General features: G+C 70.5%; 13 protein-coding genes. 8 read left to right on the top strand and 5 right to left on the bottom strand.

The window, feature by feature from the left end:
* Window positions 1–19: 19 nt before the first annotated feature.
* Window positions 20–406, top strand: a complete 387-nt coding sequence (locus tag AC0KXF_RS02615) for a YchJ family protein (protein WP_473107713.1) — start codon at window positions 20–22, stop codon at window positions 404–406.
* Between the two features lie 124 nt (window positions 407–530).
* Here the strand turns inward: AC0KXF_RS02615 and AC0KXF_RS02610 are convergent, their stop codons facing one another.
* Window positions 531–1,088: a hypothetical protein gene (locus AC0KXF_RS02610; RefSeq protein ID WP_473107712.1), complete on the bottom strand. Its 558-nt coding sequence runs from the start codon at window positions 1,086–1,088 to the stop codon at window positions 531–533.
* A 58-nt stretch (window positions 1,089–1,146) separates the two neighbouring features.
* Entirely contained in the window at window positions 1,147–2,571 is a 1,425-nt protein-coding gene (locus AC0KXF_RS02605; protein ID WP_473107711.1) for an aminopeptidase P family protein, read from the bottom strand.
* Between the two features lie 118 nt (window positions 2,572–2,689).
* Here AC0KXF_RS02605 and AC0KXF_RS02600 point away from each other — a divergent pair, with 118 nt between their 5' ends.
* Together AC0KXF_RS02600 and AC0KXF_RS02595 are read left to right on the top strand one after the other, a co-directional pair.
* Window positions 2,690–3,442, top strand: a complete 753-nt coding sequence (locus AC0KXF_RS02600; protein WP_473107710.1) for an SDR family NAD(P)-dependent oxidoreductase — start codon at window positions 2,690–2,692, stop codon at window positions 3,440–3,442.
* A gap of 85 nt (window positions 3,443–3,527) precedes the next feature.
* A complete protein-coding gene (locus AC0KXF_RS02595) occupies window positions 3,528–4,379 on the top strand; it encodes a PHP domain-containing protein (protein ID WP_473107709.1) in 852 nt (283 codons plus the stop codon).
* A gap of 162 nt (window positions 4,380–4,541) precedes the next feature.
* Here the strand turns inward: AC0KXF_RS02595 and AC0KXF_RS02590 are convergent, their stop codons facing one another.
* Window positions 4,542–6,032 carry a DEAD/DEAH box helicase gene (locus tag AC0KXF_RS02590; protein ID WP_473107892.1) on the bottom strand — a complete coding sequence of 497 codons (1,491 nt, stop codon included), beginning with the start codon at window positions 6,030–6,032 and terminating at the stop codon, window positions 4,542–4,544.
* 175 nt (window positions 6,033–6,207) lie between these two features.
* On the opposite strand from AC0KXF_RS02590, the gene AC0KXF_RS02585 reads away from it, so the two are divergent.
* The 3 genes from AC0KXF_RS02585 (at window position 6,208) to AC0KXF_RS02575 (ending at window position 9,719) form a co-directional block, all read left to right on the top strand.
* On the top strand, window positions 6,208–6,927 hold the full coding sequence (locus tag AC0KXF_RS02585) for a ferritin-like fold-containing protein (protein ID WP_473107708.1): 720 nt from the start codon (window positions 6,208–6,210) through the stop codon (window positions 6,925–6,927).
* Window positions 6,924–8,186 carry a class I SAM-dependent methyltransferase gene (locus tag AC0KXF_RS02580; protein ID WP_473107707.1) on the top strand — a complete coding sequence of 421 codons (1,263 nt, stop codon included), beginning with the start codon at window positions 6,924–6,926 and terminating at the stop codon, window positions 8,184–8,186. The genes AC0KXF_RS02585 and AC0KXF_RS02580 overlap by 4 nt, the downstream gene beginning before the upstream one ends.
* 135 nt (window positions 8,187–8,321) lie before the next feature.
* Complete coding sequence (locus AC0KXF_RS02575) at window positions 8,322–9,719, top strand: bifunctional phosphopantothenoylcysteine decarboxylase/phosphopantothenate synthase (protein WP_473107706.1); 1,398 nt, start codon at window positions 8,322–8,324, stop codon at window positions 9,717–9,719.
* Window positions 9,720–9,817: 98 nt separating this feature from the next.
* Here the strand turns inward: AC0KXF_RS02575 and AC0KXF_RS02570 are convergent, their stop codons facing one another.
* Entirely contained in the window at window positions 9,818–10,042 is a 225-nt protein-coding gene (locus AC0KXF_RS02570; RefSeq protein ID WP_223044295.1) for a DUF3107 domain-containing protein, read from the bottom strand.
* 156 nt (window positions 10,043–10,198) lie between these two features.
* On the opposite strand from AC0KXF_RS02570, the gene AC0KXF_RS02565 reads away from it, so the two are divergent.
* The gene (locus AC0KXF_RS02565) at window positions 10,199–13,513 is read left to right on the top strand and encodes a PD-(D/E)XK nuclease family protein (protein WP_473107705.1); all 3,315 of its coding nucleotides are present in this window, start codon (window positions 10,199–10,201) and stop codon (window positions 13,511–13,513) included.
* Window positions 13,510–16,998: an ATP-dependent DNA helicase gene (locus AC0KXF_RS02560; RefSeq protein WP_473107704.1), complete on the top strand. Its 3,489-nt coding sequence runs from the start codon at window positions 13,510–13,512 to the stop codon at window positions 16,996–16,998. Before AC0KXF_RS02565 ends, AC0KXF_RS02560 begins: the two co-directional genes overlap by 4 nt.
* Window positions 16,999–17,004: 6 nt before the next feature.
* Here the strand turns inward: AC0KXF_RS02560 and AC0KXF_RS02555 are convergent, their stop codons facing one another.
* Complete coding sequence (locus AC0KXF_RS02555; protein WP_473107703.1) at window positions 17,005–18,303, bottom strand: phosphotransferase; 1,299 nt, start codon at window positions 18,301–18,303, stop codon at window positions 17,005–17,007.
* Window positions 18,304–18,411 lie beyond the last annotated feature (108 nt).

The raw sequence follows: 18,411 nt of genomic DNA, 5'->3' as shown, positions 1-18,411 counted from the left end.
CATCGGTAGGCTGAAGGGCATGACGGACGAGGACCCCTGCCCCTGCGGACGCGGCGTGCCCTACGAGGAGTGCTGCGGGCCGTTCCATGCGGGCGCCGCCGCGCCGACGGCTGAGCGGCTCATGCGCTCCCGCTACAGCGCGTTCGCTCTCGGGAACGCGGAGTACCTGATGGAGACCTGGGACCCCGAGACCCGGCCGGCTGAGCTCGAGCTCGACGCCGAGCTCGAGTGGCGGCGGCTGCTGATCCGGGACACGTTTGCGGGCGGCCTCGACGACCAGACCGGCCAGGTCGCCTTCACCGCGGTGGGGCGAGGGCCGGATGGGCGCTTCGAGCTGCGCGAGCGCAGCAGGTTCGCCCGTGACGCGGCTGGGCGTTGGATCTATATCGACGGTATCGAGGCGTAGCACGCGCTCGTCGCCGTCGATCCTGCCTCTCACCGCCGACTCGACCCCTCGCCGTCGATTCTGCTTCCCGCCGTGCGGATCGGAAGCGGACTCGGCGGCCGGAGGACGGCTCGGCGAGCCCGAATCAGCGGATGTACACGTCGAGGTGGTTGCCGAACGTTCCGCGGTCGTAGATCTTGCCCTGATAGCCGAACGGGGTGTCGAAGACCGTGCCCTTCGGGTGGGAGCCGGCGAGCACGATGTAGCCGTCGGCATCGCTCACGTAGCCGTCGGCGTTCACGTGGCGGCCGGGGATGGCGAGCCCCGGGCCCGGCAGCACCTGCTCGCTGTAGAACGTGAACTTGTAGCCGCCCCAGTTGACCGCCCCGGTGAACATGAACTGCTCGAGGGTGTAGAGGGCCGCGGAACGCGCGCCCCCGGCGCCCGCCGACTTGCCCGACCCCGCGGCCGAGGTGTCCGCCGCTTCGACGCTCGTGTCGAGCAGGGCGACTGCGGCGTCGGCCGCCTCGAGCCGCTGCTGCCGCTGCCCGAACGCGCCGCTGCCGTCGGCGGCGAACGCCATCGAGATCGAGTAGGGCGCCAGTGCCGCCGAACCGAGCAGCACCACGACGGTCGCCGCGGCGCCGGTCCCGAGAAAGCGGGACCAGCGGGAGACCCCTTGCCGGGCGGAAACGTGTGACATCGAAACCCGATGGTACCCCGAGGAGCTGGGCGCTCGCGAGGGGAAGCGGATCCCTCGCCTACGCCTGGGCCGCGCGGATCCAGGCCTCGACCTCGTCGGCGGTGCGCGGGATCCCCGCCGACAGGTTCACGCAGCCGTCGGCCGTCACCACGATGTCGTCCTCGATGCGCACGCCGATGCCCCGGAACTCCTCGGGCACCGTCAGGTCGTCGGGCTGGAAGTACAGACCGGGCTCGATCGTGAACACCATGCCCGGAGCGAGCACGCCGTCGAGGTACATCTCGCGACGGGCCTGCGCGCAGTCGTGCACGTCGAGTCCGAGATGGTGGCTCGTGCCGTGCACCATGTAGCGGCGGTGGTAGGCAGTGCCGTCGTCCTCGGGCAGCAGGCCCCACTCGCGGGTGCGGCGCTCGATCACCGCCATCGCGGCGTCGTGCACATCGCCGAAGCGGATGCCGGGGCGCACGATGGCGCGCGCGGCGTCGGCGGCCTCGAGCACGGCGTCGTAGACGCGCCGCTGCACCTCGGAGAACACGCCCGACACCGGGACGGTGCGGGTGATGTCGGCCGTGTAGAGGCTGTCGAGCTCGACGCCGGCATCGAGCAGCAGCAGATCACCCGGACGCACGGGGCCGTCATTGCGGATCCAGTGCAGGGTGCACGCGTGAGGGCCCGAGGCCGCGATGGTCTCGTAGCCGACCGTGTTGCCGTCGAGACGGGCGCGCTGGTTGAAGACGCCCTCTACGATCCGCTCTCCGCGGGGGTGCGCGCTCGCCTGCGGCAGCGCGGCGAGCACCTCCGCGAAGCCCTTCGCGGTCGAATCCACCGCCGCCCGCATCTCCGCCAGCTCGAACTCATCCTTGATGAGGCGCAGCTCGGAGGCGGCGCGGGCGAGCTCGGCGTCCTCGGCGGACGCGGATCCCGCGTCTTCGCCGCCGAGCGCACCGCGGCCGATGACGCGGTCGCCCTCGCCCGAGACGAAATCGGCGATCGGGGCGGTGCGGATCCCCAGCGCGCCGGCCACCTGAGCCAACGAGGGGCGCGCGCCGATCCAGAACTCGCCGATCTCGGGATTGGCGAAGAACTCGTCGCTGTCGCGCCCGGCTCGCTCACGGAAGTAGAGCGTGGCCTCGTGGCCGTCGGCCGCCGGGTCGAGCACGAGGATCGAACCCGGCTCGCTCTCGGCGCCCCAGCCCGTGAGGTGCGCGAAGGCGCTGTGGGCGCGGAACTGGTAGAACGTGTCGTTCGAGCGCTGCTTCATCGCCCCGGCGTGGATCACCAGGCGCTCGCCCGCGAACTGCCGGGCCAGGGCCTCCCGGCGCTGCGCGGCGAAGGGGGCGACGGGCCAGGGGGAGGGGATGACCTCGGGGCGATCGGCCCAGTGCGATGAGATGTAGTCGAGGAACGTGTCGCTCCGCGGTGTGGTGCTGCGGTTGCTGTTGTCGATCTCCACCTCGTGGGTGGTCTGCGCGCTCTCGGTCATCTCTCCATTCTCCCACTCGGGGCTGGGTGCGATGCCAATCTCGAGGCGTAGCCTGAGGGCGTCGTCCGGCCCGACCGGGGCGGCGACTCCGACGGGTACGACAGGAAGAGGGACCAGGATGGCTACATACGACGTTGCGGACCGCTCGGCGATCGTGACGGGCGCGGGATCGGGCATCGGCAAGGCCGTTGCCCTGCTGCTGGCCGCGAACGGCGCGAAGGTCGTCGTGCAGGACCTGAACGAGGACGCCGCGAACGCTGTCGTCTCGGAGATCGAGGCGGCCGGCGGCACCGCGGTCGCGGTTGCGGGCGATGCCGGGGCGACGGACGTGATCGAGGCCACCGTCGCGGCGGCCGAGGCGCTCGCACCCCTGAAGATCGGTGTGAACAACGCGGGTATCGGCGGCCCTGCCGCCCCCACGGGCGACTATCCCGACGACGGCTGGGACCGGGTGCTCGACATCAACCTCTCCGCGGTCTTCCGCAACACGCGCGCGCAGGTGAAGCCGATGCTCGAGAACGGCGGCGGTTCGATCGTGAATCTCGCCTCGATCCTCGGCAGCGTCGGCACCCCGTACTCGCCGGCCTACGTCGCGACGAAGCACGGCGTCGTCGGCTTCACGAAGGCGGCCGCCCTGGCGTACGCCGAGCAGGGGGTGCGCATCAATTCGGTGGGCCCGGGGTACATCGACACTCCGCTGCTCGCTCAGATGGATGCGGATCAGAAGGCGGCGCTCGTCGCACTGCACCCCGTCGGCCGACTCGGCAAGGCAGAGGAGGTCGCCAACCTGGTCGGCTTCCTCGCGAGCGACGCCGCGTCGTTCATCACCGGCAGCTACCACCTCGTCGACGGCGGCTACACGGCTCAGTAGGGCGGCGACGGGAGCGCTGCTCCGGGCGGGTGCCCCGACGGGGTGCCCGCCCGAAGCGCGGGGCGCGACCTCGTAGAATGAAGGAATGGCGGAAGCGACCGGGAGCGACGGGTACGACCTGCACACCCACTCCGTATTCTCGGACGGCACGATGCGGCCGGGCGAGATCGCCCGGGAGGCCGCAGAACTCGGCCTCGCCGGGTTCGCCCTGACCGACCACGACACGGTCGACGGTTGGGAGGAGGCCCGCGAGGCCGCCCGCGCCGTCGGCGTCGGCTTCCTACCCGGCATCGAGATCACCACGAAGCACCACGGCAGATCCAGGCATCTGCTGGGATACGGCATCGACCCGGCAGCCGGTGAACTGTTCGAGGCCCTCGCCGAGGTGCGCAGCTCCCGCCTGGGACGGGCGCGGGAGATGGTACGACGACTCTCGGCGAACTACGCGATCACCTGGGACGCGGTCGTGGGTGAAGAGGACGCTCGCACCGTCGGCCGGCCCCACATCGCGGACGCGCTCGTCGCCGCGGGGTACTTCGCAGATCGCAGCACGGCCTTCGCCGAGATCCTGCATCCGCGTTCGCCCTACTACCTCGGAACGTACGCCATCGAGACGGTCGAGGCGATTCGTCTCGTGAACGCGGCCGGCGGAGCGGCGGTGCTCGCGCACCCGGCCGCGTTCAGGCAGCGGACGCCGACCTCTGCTCGCGAGCTGCTAGAGATCGCGGCTGCGGGGCTGTGGGCGGTCGAGCTCGAACACCCCGAGAACCGTGCCGACTGGGTGCCTGCCCTCGCCGAGACCGCCGCCGAGCTGGAGCTCGCGGTGACCGGGGCGAGCGACTATCACGGAGCGGGCAAGCCGAACCGGTTGGGCGAGCGCACGACCGATCCCGCGCTCGTGGAACGGCTGCGCGCCGGCCTCGCGACGCCGCACTGATCTCTCGGCGCTCTTGGCGCTCTTGCGAAAACGGGAGTCCCATTCTGCTGCTTCCCTGGGGAGGGAAGCAGCAGAATGGGACTCCCGTTTTTCGAGCGGATGCCGGAGCCTGAGCAGATGTCGGAGCAGATGGCGGCTCCGGTGCCGAGCCGAGCGGACCTGTTACTCGGTAGCGGTGTCGGGGGTCGCACCCGCTGCACCGCCGTCGGCCGCGACTTGCGAACCACCGCGGCGGCGACGACGACGGCGCCGCGCGGGGGCCTGGCCCTCGCCCGTCGGCGCGTCGTTCGATGTGCCGGGCTCGCTGCGTCCCTCGAGGTCGTGACCGTGCCCCTCATGGCCGTGCGCCTCGTGGCGCCCGCCCCCGCGCGGATTCGCGCTGCGGGTGCGGCGGCGGTTGCGCGAGCGTCCCTCGCCTCGTTCTTCGGCGGAACCGCCCTCGGATGGGCGGCCCGACGACTCGCGGCGCGACCCGCGCGCGGCGGCGGGCTCCTTCACGGGCGTGGCTTTGAGCCGGCCCTTCGAGCCCTCGGGGATGTTCAGGTCGGAGAAGAGGTGCGGCGACGACGAGTAGGTCTCGACCGGCTCCGGGACGCCGAAGCCGAGGGCCTTGTCGATGAGGGCCCACTTGTGCAGGTCGTCCCAGTCGACGAAGGTCACCGCGATACCGGTGCGGCCCGCGCGGCCGGTGCGCCCGACGCGGTGCAGATAAGTCTTCTCATCATCGGGGACGGTGTGGTTGATGACGTGCGTGACGTCGTCGACGTCGATGCCGCGGGCCGCGACGTCGGTGGCGATGAGGATGTCCTTCTTGCCCGCCTTGAACGAGGCCATCGCGCGTTCGCGCTGATCCTGGTTGAGGTCGCCGTGCACCGAGGCCGCGTTGAAGCCGCGATCGTTCAGCTCCTCCTGCAGCTTCGCCGCCGCGCGCTTCGTGCGCATGAAGATCACGGTCTTGCCGCGGCCCTCGGCCTGCAGGATGCGGCCGATCACCTCGTCCTTGTCGAGGGAGTGGGCGCGGTAGATGATGTGCTCGATGTTGGCCTGCGCAGCGCCCTCGTCCGGGTCACTGGCGCGGATATGGATCGGCTTCGACATGAAGCGGCGCGCGAGTGTGACGATCGTGCCGGGCATGGTCGCCGAGAACAGCATGGTGTGACGGGTGGGCGGGGTCTTCGAGAAGAGCTTCTCGATGTCGGCGAGGAAGCCGAGATCGAGCATCTTGTCGGCCTCGTCGAGCACCATCTCGCGCACGTTGCCGAGGTCGAGCAGGCGCTGGCTCGCGAGGTCGAGCAGACGACCCGGGGTGCCGACGACGATCTGGGCTCCGGCCTTCAGCTGGTCGATCTGCCCCTCATAGGCCTTGCCGCCGTAGATCGGCACGACGGTCGCGCCGCGATTCTTCGCAGCCAGTTCGAGATCCTCGTACACCTGCACGCAGAGCTCGCGGGTGGGAACGACGACGAGCGCCTGTACGCCGGGCTCGGGATCGGCACCGATGCGCTGCAGCAGCGGCAGCCCGAAGCCGAATGTCTTACCGGTGCCCGTCTTCGCCTGGCCGATGATGTCCTGCCCGGTGAGGGCGAGCGGGATCGTCTGCTCCTGGATCGGGAAGGCCTCGGTGATGCCCTTTTCGGTGAGAGCGTCGACCATGTCCTGGTCGACGCCGAGTTCGAGGAATGTCGTCACGTTGCGTCCTGTTCGATAGTGCGAAGCTGCGCGCACAATCACGAAGGCGCAGCGGCCGGTGCTCCTGCGTCACCGGCGATGAATACGTTCGAGCACAGTCTATTCCAGCATCTCCGCCGGTCGGCGGTAAGCTGACAGGGTGTTCGAGTGGATCCGTGGGCTGCGCAAGAAGAGCGCCCCAGCGCGCAAGATGCGCTCTCGCGGCGATGCCGTCGACACCGAGCGCGTCGAGCTGCCGGAGTTCGCTCCGGGTGCGCTGCCGTTTCTCGGTCTGACGTCCTACCTGCAGCTCGAGCTCTACGAGGGAGCCACTCGCGCCGTCTCGGGCGCTCCCACGCTCGAGGCCAAGGACGTGCTCGCGCGCGTGGCGGGGCAGACGCTGTCGAAGCATCAGCGGCTCACCGCGGAGATCCGCCGACGCGGGGAGGAACCGCACGTCGTGATGGCTCCCTTCGCTCAGGTGATCGAGCAGTACGTCGAGCGCATCGACGCTGAGGACTGGCACCAGCACGTGCTCTCGCTGTACCTCGTCGGCGGTCTCTTCGATGACTTCTTCGCGAGCCTCGCGGGCGGGCTGCGCGACGGCTACCGCAACGAGGCCATCGCGATCCTGCGCGACGACACCGGCCGCGCCGAACTCAAGGAGCTGCTGCAGGCGGCTCTCGAGGCCGAGGAAGGCCTGTCGAGCTGGCTGGCGCTCTGGGGCCGCCGACTGGTGGGCGATACGCTGCTCGTCTCGCGTGCCGTGCTGGCCCTCAGTGAGGGACGACCGTTCGTGGCGAGCGAGGTCGAGCCGGTGTTCACCGAACTCATCGCCGATCACATCCGCCGCATGGACGGTCTCGGTCTGACGGCATGAGCGGGGCCGTGCCCCTGCCGTCCATCGGCGTCGGAGCTCCGAGCGGCGCCGACGACAGGGGAGACCGTGCGTCTCTTCCGCTCGCGACCGGCGGCAACTCGATCTGCGGCTACTTCGAGGCCGGCCGATGCCGATCCTGCACGCTCATCGAGACCCCCTATGCGCAGCAGCTGCGCGAGAAGGAGGAGCGCTGCCGCGAACTGCTGCCCGATGTGCCCGAGCGGGCCTGGCTGCCGTCGGTGCCGGGCGGCGTGCGCGACTTCCGCAACAAGGCGAAGCTGGTCGTCGGCGGTCGGCCCGGGAGAGTGACGCTCGGCATCCTCGGGCCCGATGGCTCGGGCGTCGACCTCCGCGACTGCCTGATCCAGGAGCCCCTGATCCGCGCGGCGATCCCGCATCTCGCGCGCTTCCTCGAGCAGACCGGCCTCCCTCCCTACGACGTGCCGAAGCGGCGGGGCGAGCTCAAATTCGTGCATGTCACGGCGTCGCCCGACGGGGATCTCATGCTGCGCTTCGTGGTGCGCAGCGAGCGATCCCTCGAGGTGCTCCGCGGTCGGCTGGGGCAGCTGCGGCGGGCTGTGTCGAGCGCGGTCGTCGTGTCGGTCAACCTGCTGCCCGAGCACAAGGCCGTGCTCGAGGGCGAGCGCGAGGAACTGCTGCTCGGGTCGTCGCTCTCGATGGGAACGGGATCTTCGCTTGCGCTGCACCTGCGGCCCCGCAGCTTCTTCCAGACCAACACGTCCGTCGCTCGCGCACTGTATGCGCAGGCCGCGGCGTGGGTGGATCGGGCGGATCCCGCCTCCCTCTGGGATCTCTACTGCGGGGTCGGCGGTTTCGCGCTGCACTGCGCGGGCCGTGCGGAGGACACGGCGGCGCTGCCCGTGCGTCGCGTGCTGGGCGTCGAGATCAGCGAGGACGCGGTGCGCTCGGCCAGGCGCAGCGCCCGGGATGCCGGGATCGTGGCTCGCTTCGAGGCGGCCGACGCGACGGCGTTCGCATTAGCCGCGCGTCGCGAGGATATGCCGGAGGCCGTGATCGTGAACCCGCCGAGGCGCGGGATCGGCGTCGAGCTGGCGGTGTGGTTGGAGGGCAGCGCCGGGATCCGGCACGTCGTCTACTCGAGCTGCAATCCCGAGAGCCTCGCTCGCGACCTCGCGGCGATGCCGTCGTTCACCGTGCGCGAGGCGCGGGTCTTCGACATGTTCCCGCACACGCGGCACATGGAGGTCGCGGTGCTGCTCGAGCGGTGCGGGGTGTGATCCGGATCCCGCACGATCCCTGCTCCGACCACGGTCGGGCATCGGAAGTCCACTCTGATCCGACATCAGGACGGGATCCTGATCCTGTGCCCCGGGAGGGGGATGAAGGTCGGAGGCCCGTGGCAGGATGTTCCTATGAACATTGTGCTCGGGGTGACCGGCGGCATCGCCGCCTATAAGGCCGTCGCGCTGGCGAGGCTGCTCGTCGAGGCCGGCCACGAGGTGCACGTGGTGCCGACCGATGACGCGCTCCGCTTCGTCGGCCGACCGACCTGGGAGGCGATCAGCCGACACCCCGTCACCACCTCGGTGCACGAGGACGTTCCCGAGGTGCGCCACGTCGCGCTGGGTCAGCGCGCGGATCTCGTGGTCGTGGCTCCCGCTACCGCCAACACGCTCGCGCGCATGACCGCGGGTCTTGCCGACGACCTGCTGGGCACCACGCTGCTCGCCACACGCGCTCCGGTGCTCGTCGCGCCCGCGATGCACACCGAGATGTGGCAGCACCCCGCGACGCAGGACAACGTGGCAATCCTGCGCTCGCGCGGGGTGCATTTCGTCGGCCCCGAGAGCGGACGGCTGACGGGCGACGACAGCGGCCCGGGCCGCATGAGCGAGCCCGAGCAGATCGCGCGGGTGATCGAGAGCCTGCTGGGCGGCGAGACCGATCACGAGACCCCCGACGATGCGGCGCGCGGCGCCGACCCCGAACCCACGGACGACTCCGCCGCCGATCCCGACCCCCACCCGCAGCCGGAGTTCGACGCCCGACTGCTCGCGGAGCCCGCCGAAGGGACAGAGGGAGCCAGGGATCTCGACGGTGTCCGCGTGCTCGTCACCGCCGGCGGCACTCGGGAGCCGATCGATCCGGTGCGCTACCTCGGCAACCGCTCGAGCGGCAGGCAGGGAGTGGCGATCGCGGCTGCTGCGGCGGATCGGGGTGCCAAGGTCGTGCTGCTGGCCGCCAACATCGACGAGTCGGTGCTCGCGCAGGTGCGGGATCGGGCGGCCGTGCGCGTCGTTCCGATCGGCACGACGGCCGAGCTCGAGGCGGCGGCCCACGCGGCGGCGAGCGGAGCGGAGGTCGTGATCATGGCGGCGGCGGTCGCCGATTATCGCGTGGCGAACGTCGCGGATCAGAAGCTGCGCAAAGAGGACTCGCCGGGTGAGGCTCCCGTGCTCGAACTCGTCGAGAACCCCGACGTGCTGGTCGGGCTGGTTCGCGAGCGTCGGCCCGGGCAGGTGATCGTCGGTTTCGCAGCTGAGACCGTCGCGGGCGGTTCGTCAGGATCCGAGGCCGAGGAGACCGGATCGGGCCGAACCGAGCTGCTCGAGCGCGGCCGGCGCAAGCTCGCCCGCAAGGGCGTCGACCTGCTGGCTGTGAACGCGGTGGGCTGGAACGCGGGCTTCGAGAGCGACGACAACAGCTTGCTGGTGCTCGACGCCGACGGCGGACTCGCTCGCGAGGCGCACGGCAGTAAGCGCGAGGTGGCCGATCGCCTGCTCGACGCGGTGCGCGACGAGCTGCGGTAGCGGAGCCGTTCTCCGGCCCGATCCGCTCTCAGAACTCGTCGTATCCCGTTCCCCGAGTTCGTCGAAGGGAACGGGATGCCGGCCCGTCGGCCGCAGACTCAGCTGATGAAGCCGACCTTGCGGCCGCCCTCTCCGCCGAGCTCGACGTAGCTGATCGAATCGGTGTCGACCAGGTACTGACGACCCTTCGTGTCGGCGAGCGCCACGAGAGCGGAGTCCTTCTCGATGGCGGCGTCGATGAGGCTGCGCACCTCGTCGGCGCTCGCCTCGGTCTCGAACGCGAGCTCACGGGGCGAGTGCTTGATGCCGATACGAACTTCCACGGGTGCCTCCTCGGGTGCTGTGGTGCGAGACCACGAATGATTCCGTTCTCCGAGTCTAGGGCTCCGGCATCGGGCGGGGCCGCCCTGAAGGCCGCCGTTCGCCGTCAGCGCATCGGCGCCCCCAAGAATGTCGGAGGCGCTCGATAGTGTGATCGCATGCTCCCATTCGACCCGTCCCAGCAGGCCGCCCTGGCCCTCGACCCTTCCCGTCATGCTCGAGTGCTGGGGGCGCCGGGCACCGGCAAGACGCGGGTGCTGATCGAGGCGTTCACCCGGGTGATCGGCGGAGAAGGGTGGGGTGAGGATCACGCTCTGGTCATCGCGCCGAATCGGCTGGTCGCGGGCGAGCTGCGCGGGCGCGTCGAGCGCAGCGCGGCACGCGCGATCGGAGGCACTCCGGTTCGCACCTCGACCTCGCTCGCCTTCGCGGTGCTCTCGAGGGCGGCAGCGGTCGAGGGGAGCGAGGCCCCGAGACTGCTGACGGGCACTGCGCAAGACGAGGCGATAGCCGAGACGGTGGAGCGCGGTCTGGCAGGGCAGGCGGGCATACCCGGGCTTCCCCCTGAGGTCTTGCAGAGTCCGGCGTTCCGAGCCGAGCTGCGCGAGCTGTGGCGCGTGGTCGACGATTTCGACCTCGAGCCGGCGCGCCTCGCCGTCGACCTGCGTGAGATTCGGTCGGGGGCGGCGGCCGAGGCGCACACGCGACTGCCGCAGCCCGAGCTGATCGACCGATGGTGCGCGAGCCTCGACCTCATCTCGGCCGTGGCCGGGCAGATCGCGGCCGAGCGGCCGGGGGAGCTGAGTTCGAGCGCGTTGCTGCGCGCCGCAGCCGCCGCGGTGAGAAGCGCGGGATCGGCGCGCACCGCTGACGGAGTCGCGATTCCGGGCACGTTCGCGGTGCCTCGCTTGCTGCTCGTCGACGATGCGCAAGAGCTGGGGGAGGGCGAGCTTGCGCTGCTGGCGGCCTGTGCGAGCGTCGGCAGCCGGGTCTGGGTGTTCGGCGATCCCGATGAGGCGACGGGGGCGTTCCACGGCGAGCGTACCGCCGTGCTGGCGAGACTCGGCGATGAGCTGCAGCGCCGAGGCGGGGCACCGGGCGGCAGGGCGGACGGAGCCGGAGTCGGGGAGGCCGAGCAGTGCGTCGTGCTCGACACGGTGCATCGGCACGGTGCGGCGTTGCGTGAGTTCGTGGGCGGTCTCACCGCGCGGATCGGCGCGGCCGGGGCGGGGGAGCAGCGCTCGGCCCGCAGTGTTCACGTTGAATCGGGGTCGGTGGAGTTCGCGGTGGCGGGGTCGCCCGCCGAGCAGTTGGGAGTCATCGCGCACCGTCTGCGCGCACGGCATCTCGGTCTGAACGGTGAGCCTCGCACGGACTGGGGCGAGATGGCCGTCATCTGCCGAAGCCGCTCGGAGGCGTCGCGGGTCTCGCGCGCGCTCGCGGTGCACCAGGTGCCCACGGGGGTGGCAGCGGGCGGCATCGTGCTGCGGGAGCACCAGATCGTCCGTGAGCTGATCAGGCTGCTGCAGCACGCGCTCGGGTTCTCAGCGCTCACCGGCGACGACGTGCTGCGCCTGGCGGGGGGCGTGATCGGCGGCCTCGATCCCGTCGCGATCAGGCGTCTGCGGTGGGCTCTGCTGCTGGAGGAGCGTCGAGAGGCGCGCGCCGAGCAGCGCGAGGTCCGCGGCATCGACGAGCTCGTGCTCGAGGCGGTCGCCTTCCCCGGTGAGCGGCCCGTCATCGATAGCTCGGGAGGCCGGGCACTGCGCCGCATCGGTCTCATCATCCAGGCTGCCGTGCGCAGCTCCGAGGCGGGCGGCACGGCGCGCGAGACGCTGTGGGCATTGTGGGAGGGCACTCGGCTCGCCGAGCAATGGCAGAACGAGGCGCTCGACGCGCGAGGTGCCCGAGCCGACGAGGCACATCGGTCGCTCGACGCGGTGATGGGCCTCTTCTTCGCGCTGCAGCGTCATGAAGAGCAGGACAGCGCGCAGCCCGTCGAAGAGTTACTCGAGGATCTGCTGCTGAGCGCGGTACCCGAGGATTCGCTCGCTCATCGCAGCGAGCGGTCCGCGGTCACGGTCACGACGCCGCAGGGCGCGATCGGTCGCGAGTTCGCCGTGGTGTCGGTGATCGGCGTGCAAGACGGCGCCTGGCCGAACCTGCGTGCCCGCGGCTCGCTGCTCGGCACCGCCGCCCTTGAGCGCTGGCTTCGGGGAGGCGAGGCGCTGCCGCCCTCGCGCAGGGACACGATGCATGACGAGCTCAGGCTGTTCGCCCACAGCTGCGCCCGCGCGAAAGTCGAACTGCTCGTGGTGGCCGTCTCCGATGAAGAGCAGCATCCGAGTCCGTTCTTCGGCTTCGGCAGAGAGCATCTGCGCGAGGGATTGCCCAGCACCAGACTCACTCTGCGCGGTGCCGTCGCGGAGATGCGCCGACGACTCGCGCTCGACCCCGCTGACGGGCAGGCGCGCGCCTCGCTGGCAGCGCTCGCCCGCGACGGCGTCGCGGGGGCCGCGCCGGATGAATGGTACGGAGTGCTGCCTCCCAGCACCACGGCTCCGCTCTTCGAAACGCAGGCGGGGGAGGCCCCGGGCGCGGGATCGGGGGCGGGCATCGACCCCGATGCAGACACGGCTGCGGGTGGGCACGCGGGTGCAGATGCGCGTGTAGACCCCGAACGCAGGGTGCCCGTCAGCCCGTCGCACCTCGAGCGGGCCGAGACCTGCCCTCTCGACTGGGCGATCGCGAGCCTCGGGGGCGGCCGCGGCAGCGTGCAGGCGAGCCTCGGAACGCTGGTTCACCACGCTCTCGAGACGGCGCAGCAAGCCGATGCCGAGGCGATGCTCGACGCCGTGAAGGCGGAGTGGAGCAAGCTGCCGTTCGAGGCGGAGTGGGAGTCGGTGCGCGCCGAGCGAGTCGCCCGCGCGATGACCGAGAGTCTCGCCGCCTACCTGAGCGCATTCGAGGGATCGGATCGATCGCTGATCGGACGGGAGACGCCCTTCGCGGTCCCGCTCGAGGGAGCGGTCCTGCGAGGTATGGCAGACCGGCTCGAGATGACGGCTCTGCCGGACGGCACGTACGAGGTGACGGTGCTCGACCTGAAGACCGGGCGCACCCCGCCGAGCAAAGCCGGGGCCGAGGAGCACGTCCAGCTGCAGGCATACCAGCTCGGGGTGGCGCTCGACGCCTTCGAACTCGCCGAGGGGACGCTTCCCCCGGGCACTCGGAGCGGCGGAGCCCGTCTGCTCTACGTCCACCCCGACGCGACCAAACGCGCGGACTACGTCGAGCGGGTGCAGCAGCCGATCTCGGAAGAGACCATGAGTCTGCTGCGGCAGCGCGTCGTCGATATCGCGGGGGTCATGGCGGCCGGCGAATTCACCGCCCGCGTCGAGCACCACTGCTCGGATCCGCACCAGCCGGGCGACTGCCGACTCCACATCATCCCGGCGGTGAGCCGGGCATGACCTCCATCGCGAACGCACCCATGAATCCGGAGCCGCCCGTGTTCTCAGCCTCCCGCATCGCCGAGCTCCTGGCGGTCCCGCCGAAGCCCGCCCTCGTGCCCACGGCAGAGCAGCGCGCGGTGATCGAGCATCCGCTCGGCGGCAGCACGCTCGTCGTAGCGGGGGCAGGGAGCGGCAAGACCGAGACCATGGCCAACCGGGTGGTGTGGCTCATCGCCAACGGGCTCGTCGAGCCCGATCAGGTACTCGGTCTCACCTTCACCCGCAAAGCCGCGGGTGAGTTGCGCGAACGGATCTCCGGTCGGCTCGCGGCATTCGCCGAGCGATTGCGAGACGCGGCCGAGCGACGGATGCTCTCCCCGAGAGAGCACGAACGATCCCTCACCCTCTGCGAGCAGCTCGCAGACGGTCTCGACATCCCCGACGTGAGCACCTACAACTCCTTCGCGGCAGGGGTGCTGCAGGAGTTCGGAGCGGCTGCGGGGATCGCACCCGGCGTCGCCGTGATCGACGAGGCGACCGCCTGGCGCATCGCGCGGGAGACCGTGATCGCGAGCCGCGACCCGCAGCTCGCGACGAGTGAACTGAGCCTGCCGCAGCTCATACGCCATCTGCTGAACATCGACCACGCCGTCGCCGACAATCTCACGTCGCTCGACCGGGTCGACCGGGTCGTCGAGGAGTTCTCTCGTGCGATCCACCTTCCCTACAACGAGAAGGAGCGAGGAGGCGAGCCGAGCGGGAAGGTGTACGCACCGGTTCGCGATGCCGTGGCCGGCCTCGCCGAGACACCGCTCATCACACGGCTGGCCCGCGAGTACGCCGCCGAGAAGCAGCGTCGAGGGGTCATCGAGTTCTCCGACCAGCTCGCGCTCGCGACTCTCGCGCTCGAACGCTCCGCCGATGCCGTGCCGATACTCCGCCGCAGGCACCGCGTCGTGCTGCTCGACGAGGTGCAGGACACCTCCGTCGGGCAGACGCGATTCCTCTCCCGCATCTTCGCGGGGGCCTCGGTGATGGCGGTCGGCGATCCTCATCAGTCGATCTACGGCTGGCGGGGCGCGTCGGCCGAAGGTCTGCAATCCTTCCACTCCGACTTCCGGGCTCGGGGCCGCGAATCCGAGCCCCCCGCCGCCCCGCCCACGACGCTCACGCTGTCCACCAGCTGGCGCAACCCCGACCTGGTGCTCGACGCCGCGAACGTCATCGCCGCGCCACTCGCCGCCGACGCCGCTATCGAGGTGCCAGCACTCTCGCCGCGTCCGGGTGCAGAGCAGGGGAGTATCGACTGGTGCTACCCCGAGACCGCCCACGAGGAGCGCGTAGCCGTCGCGGAATGGATGCGGAACGCACGGGAAGCCCATCTCGTGGAGCGCGGCGAGCTGCCGACCGCGGCGGTCATCTTCCGCAAGCGGAGCCCGATGGCGGCCTTCTCCGCTGCGCTCACGGAGGCCGGGGTCGCGAACCGCATCATCGGGCTCGGCGGGCTCCTCACCACCCCCGAGGTCACCGATGTGGTGAGCACGCTGCGCTGCATCTGGTACGCCGACGCCGGCAGCGACCTCATCAGGCTGCTAACCGGCCCTCGATTCCGTGTGGGCGTCGCGGATGTCGCGGGACTGCGCGACGCGGCGAGGTGGTTCGGGGAGCGCGACGTCGCTCACCAACCCCTCAGCGAGGAGGACCGTGAGGACGACAGCGTGCTGCCCGATCCCGATCGTCGCTTCACGCTCATCGACGCCCTCGACCAGATCGCCACCATGCGCAAACTCGATCACGCGGCGCTGCGAGGCATCAGCGAGGTCGGACGCGAGCGGCTTCGCGAGGCGGGCCGTATGCTCGCCGGACTGAGGCAGGGGGTCGGCGGCAGCATTTCAGAACTGATCGGCTCGACGGTGCAGGCGCTCCGGCTCGACATCGAGCTCGACGCCAACGAAACTCGTGAGAGCGCCGGCGGTTCGGCCGCTCACGCCAACCTCGACATCTTCACCGAACTCGTCGAGGGTTACCTCGCGGTCGATAGCCGCGGCACCCTGGCCTCGCTGCTCGAATGGATCGAACGCGCGATCGAATCCGATGAGACGGCTGAGCACGTCGCAGCGCCGGCGCCCGGCACGGTGCAGCTCATCACCGCGCACGGTGCGAAGGGGTTGGAGTGGGATCTGGTGGCCGTGCCGCGATTGGTCGCGGGGGAGTTCCCCGGGACTCCGAGAAGCGGGGCGGGATGGTTGCGCACCGGCGAGCTCCCGGACGAGTTGCGCGGAGACGCATCGGGTCGCCCCGAATTGAACTGGCGTATCGCGGATACGCAGCAGGAGCTGCGCGACCGCATCGCGGACTACCGAGACGAGCTGAAACAGCGGCACCAGGAAGAGGAGCGACGGCTCGCGTACGTGGCCGTCACCCGGTCAGCAAACCGGCTGCTGCTCAGCGGCTCCTTCTGGGGCGGACAGACCCGGCCGCGCGATCCGTCCCCCTATCTCGTGGAGCTCGAGCAGGCGGGCCTCATCTCCGGGCTGCCTGAGAAGAGCGCATACGAGAACGATCCCAGCGAGCTCGACGAGCTCACGCTGCAGTGGCCGCTGGACCCGCTCGGCGACCGCGAGGCCGCGGTGATGCGAGCCGCAGAAGCCGTGCGCGGCGCGATCGACACCGCCGACGGAGACGCGGATCCGCTCGACGATCCCGAGCTCGACGAGACCGTTCGACTGCTGCTCGCGGAGCGTCGCTCCGCGATGAATCACGGTGCAGGCTCGGGCGCCGTTTCGGGTGCGCGTCCAGCCGGAGGCACGGGATCCGCTGCAGACGACGCCGCGGGGCGCCCCGCTGATCAGGATCTGCCCGAGCGGATCACCGCATCGACCTTCCACGAGTTCATCGAGGACCCGGAGCGAGCCGAGCGCCGGCGACTCCGACCCGTGCCGCAGCGCCCCTATCGGCGCACCCGCATCGGCAACCGGTTCCACGAGTGGGTCGAACGGCGCTCGACCACCGCGCAGGGCACCGCGCTGCCGCTCACGGGGCTCGATCTCGAGGGGTGGGAGCCCGACCTGGCCGAATTCGACGGCGAAGCCGAGCTGCGGCCCCTCATCGAGCAGTTCGAGCGATCGCGCTGGGCGCAGCTGCGGCCGATCGCCGTGGAGCAGGAGGTCACGCTGCCGTTCGCCGGCCGCACCCTCGTCTGCAAGCTCGACGCGGTCTACCGCATCGACGCCGATTCCGATGCGATCGAGCGCTTCGAGATCGTCGACTGGAAGGCGGGCAGGTCGCCCCGCACCGAGGCCGAGCGAGAGAGCCGTTTCTTCCAGCTCGACCTCTATCGTCACGCCTACGCGCAGTGGGCGGGCATCGCTCCGGAGCGCATCGACGTCTCGCTGTTCTACGTGGCCGAGGGCATCGAGCTGAGCGGCAACGACCCGCGCAGTCTCGACGAACTCGAGCGGATCTGGAGGGAGGCAGCGGCTCGCGTGCGGAGCGCTCCGTGAGGGAGCTCAGCCGACGGGCTTCTCCGGGGCGCCGGGAGCTTCAGGCCGTCCAGGCGCATCCGGATCATCCGGAGCGCGTGACGCGTCCGGTGCATCCGGCAGTTCGTTCGGGTCGATGGGCTCGGTCTGCTGATCGGCGAGGGGCTCTGTCAGGAGCTCCGAACCGCCCGAGTCGTCCGAACCGTCTGACACGTCCGCACCGCCGGAGCCCGTCTGCGTTCCGTCGTCATCGCCGAGCGGCTCGATGAAGTCCGTGTCGACACCGAACATGCGATCCTCGTCGAGTGCCTCGTAGGCCGCGGTGTCGGAGAGATGATCGACGACCTCGGGAGTCTCGTCGAGCAGAGCCGACACCTCCGACTCGCCCAACGGGGACCGGCTCCTCGCGGCGAACACTGCCGCCCCGAGCGCACCCGAAGATCCCACCATACGGTCGAGCATGCCCACGGCGTCGTCGATCACGGCCTGATCGTGGGAGTCCACGCCGTGCAGCAGCCAGCGGGCGACCTCCAGCTCGTGGTACAGCGCTGCGCGCACGCGCAGGTGCGAGAGCGAACCCGTGTTGCGGTTCCGCGCATAGCGGGCGAGCACGGCATCGAGCACCTCGGGACCGGCGGCGAGCAACCACGCGAGATCCGAGGCCGGATCACCCACCGAGAGCTCGGACCAGCCCAGTACCCCGGTGACCCGGTCCTCCTCGACCAGTATCTGCTCCGCGTCCAGCGATCCGTGCACGACGGTGGGCGTGAAGTCCCAGACCGAGGCTGCCTCGACGGTCTGCTGCCAGCGACGCAGAACCGTCTCCGGCAGCATCCGGGTCATCTCGGCGCGGTCGATGAGGCGGGTGGTCAGCAGCCGCAGGTCCTGGGCGCTGCGCACCGGGAGCCCGCCGTTCTGCGCCACGCTCGTCGGCAGATCGTGAATCGCGCCGATCGCCTCCGCGACGGGTTGCAACAGCAGGGCGTCATCGGAGAGATCCTCCGCCTCGAAGCTCTCTCCGCTGAGCATCGTCGACACCACAGCGCGCGTGTCGCCTGCCCGGGTCATTCCGAGCGTCTCGGGTACGTCGAACGGCAGTCTGCTGCGCGGCCCCTCGGTGAGCGCGGCGATCCCCAGCAACTCGGCCGACTGCTGGACCTCGGCGGCCTGCGTGCGAGGCACCCGGACGAGCAGTTCGGCATCGGCGCTCGCTACCACGGCTGAGGCGAAGCTCTCGTCGCCCTCGTGCGCGCGCACGCCGAATACAGCCAGGCCCGGTACGGCCGAAGTCGCGAGCGCGGCTAGAGTGAAGGGAATGGTGGCCATGTATTCAGGGTATGCACGAGGGCGGTCTCTCACGCCGCGCCACGCGCACCGAACGGCACACCGCAGGCAACTTCGAGGGACCGCGCAGCACAGGCCCTGCGCTCCTTC

It is taken from the genome of Leucobacter holotrichiae, from assembly GCF_055791005.1.
The sequence above is the reverse complement of the archived record's forward strand: the minus strand, read 5'-3'. Positions and strand labels throughout refer to the sequence as shown.

Coding starts and splice junctions, on each gene's coding strand:
- AC0KXF_RS02615 (WP_473107713.1), top strand. CDS start 20: ATGACGGACGAGGACCCCTGCCCCTGCGGACGCGGCGTGCCCTACGAG.
- AC0KXF_RS02610 (WP_473107712.1), bottom strand. CDS start 1,088: ATGTCACACGTTTCCGCCCGGCAAGGGGTCTCCCGCTGGTCCCGCTTT.
- AC0KXF_RS02605 (WP_473107711.1), bottom strand. CDS start 2,571: ATGACCGAGAGCGCGCAGACCACCCACGAGGTGGAGATCGACAACAGC.
- AC0KXF_RS02600 (WP_473107710.1), top strand. CDS start 2,690: ATGGCTACATACGACGTTGCGGACCGCTCGGCGATCGTGACGGGCGCG.
- AC0KXF_RS02595 (WP_473107709.1), top strand. CDS start 3,528: ATGGCGGAAGCGACCGGGAGCGACGGGTACGACCTGCACACCCACTCC.
- AC0KXF_RS02590 (WP_473107892.1), bottom strand. CDS start 6,032: ATGGTCGACGCTCTCACCGAAAAGGGCATCACCGAGGCCTTCCCGATC.
- AC0KXF_RS02580 (WP_473107707.1), top strand. CDS start 6,924: ATGAGCGGGGCCGTGCCCCTGCCGTCCATCGGCGTCGGAGCTCCGAGC.
- AC0KXF_RS02575 (WP_473107706.1), top strand. CDS start 8,322: ATGAACATTGTGCTCGGGGTGACCGGCGGCATCGCCGCCTATAAGGCC.
- AC0KXF_RS02565 (WP_473107705.1), top strand. CDS start 10,199: ATGCTCCCATTCGACCCGTCCCAGCAGGCCGCCCTGGCCCTCGACCCT.
- AC0KXF_RS02560 (WP_473107704.1), top strand. CDS start 13,510: ATGACCTCCATCGCGAACGCACCCATGAATCCGGAGCCGCCCGTGTTC.
- AC0KXF_RS02555 (WP_473107703.1), bottom strand. CDS start 18,303: ATGGCCACCATTCCCTTCACTCTAGCCGCGCTCGCGACTTCGGCCGTA.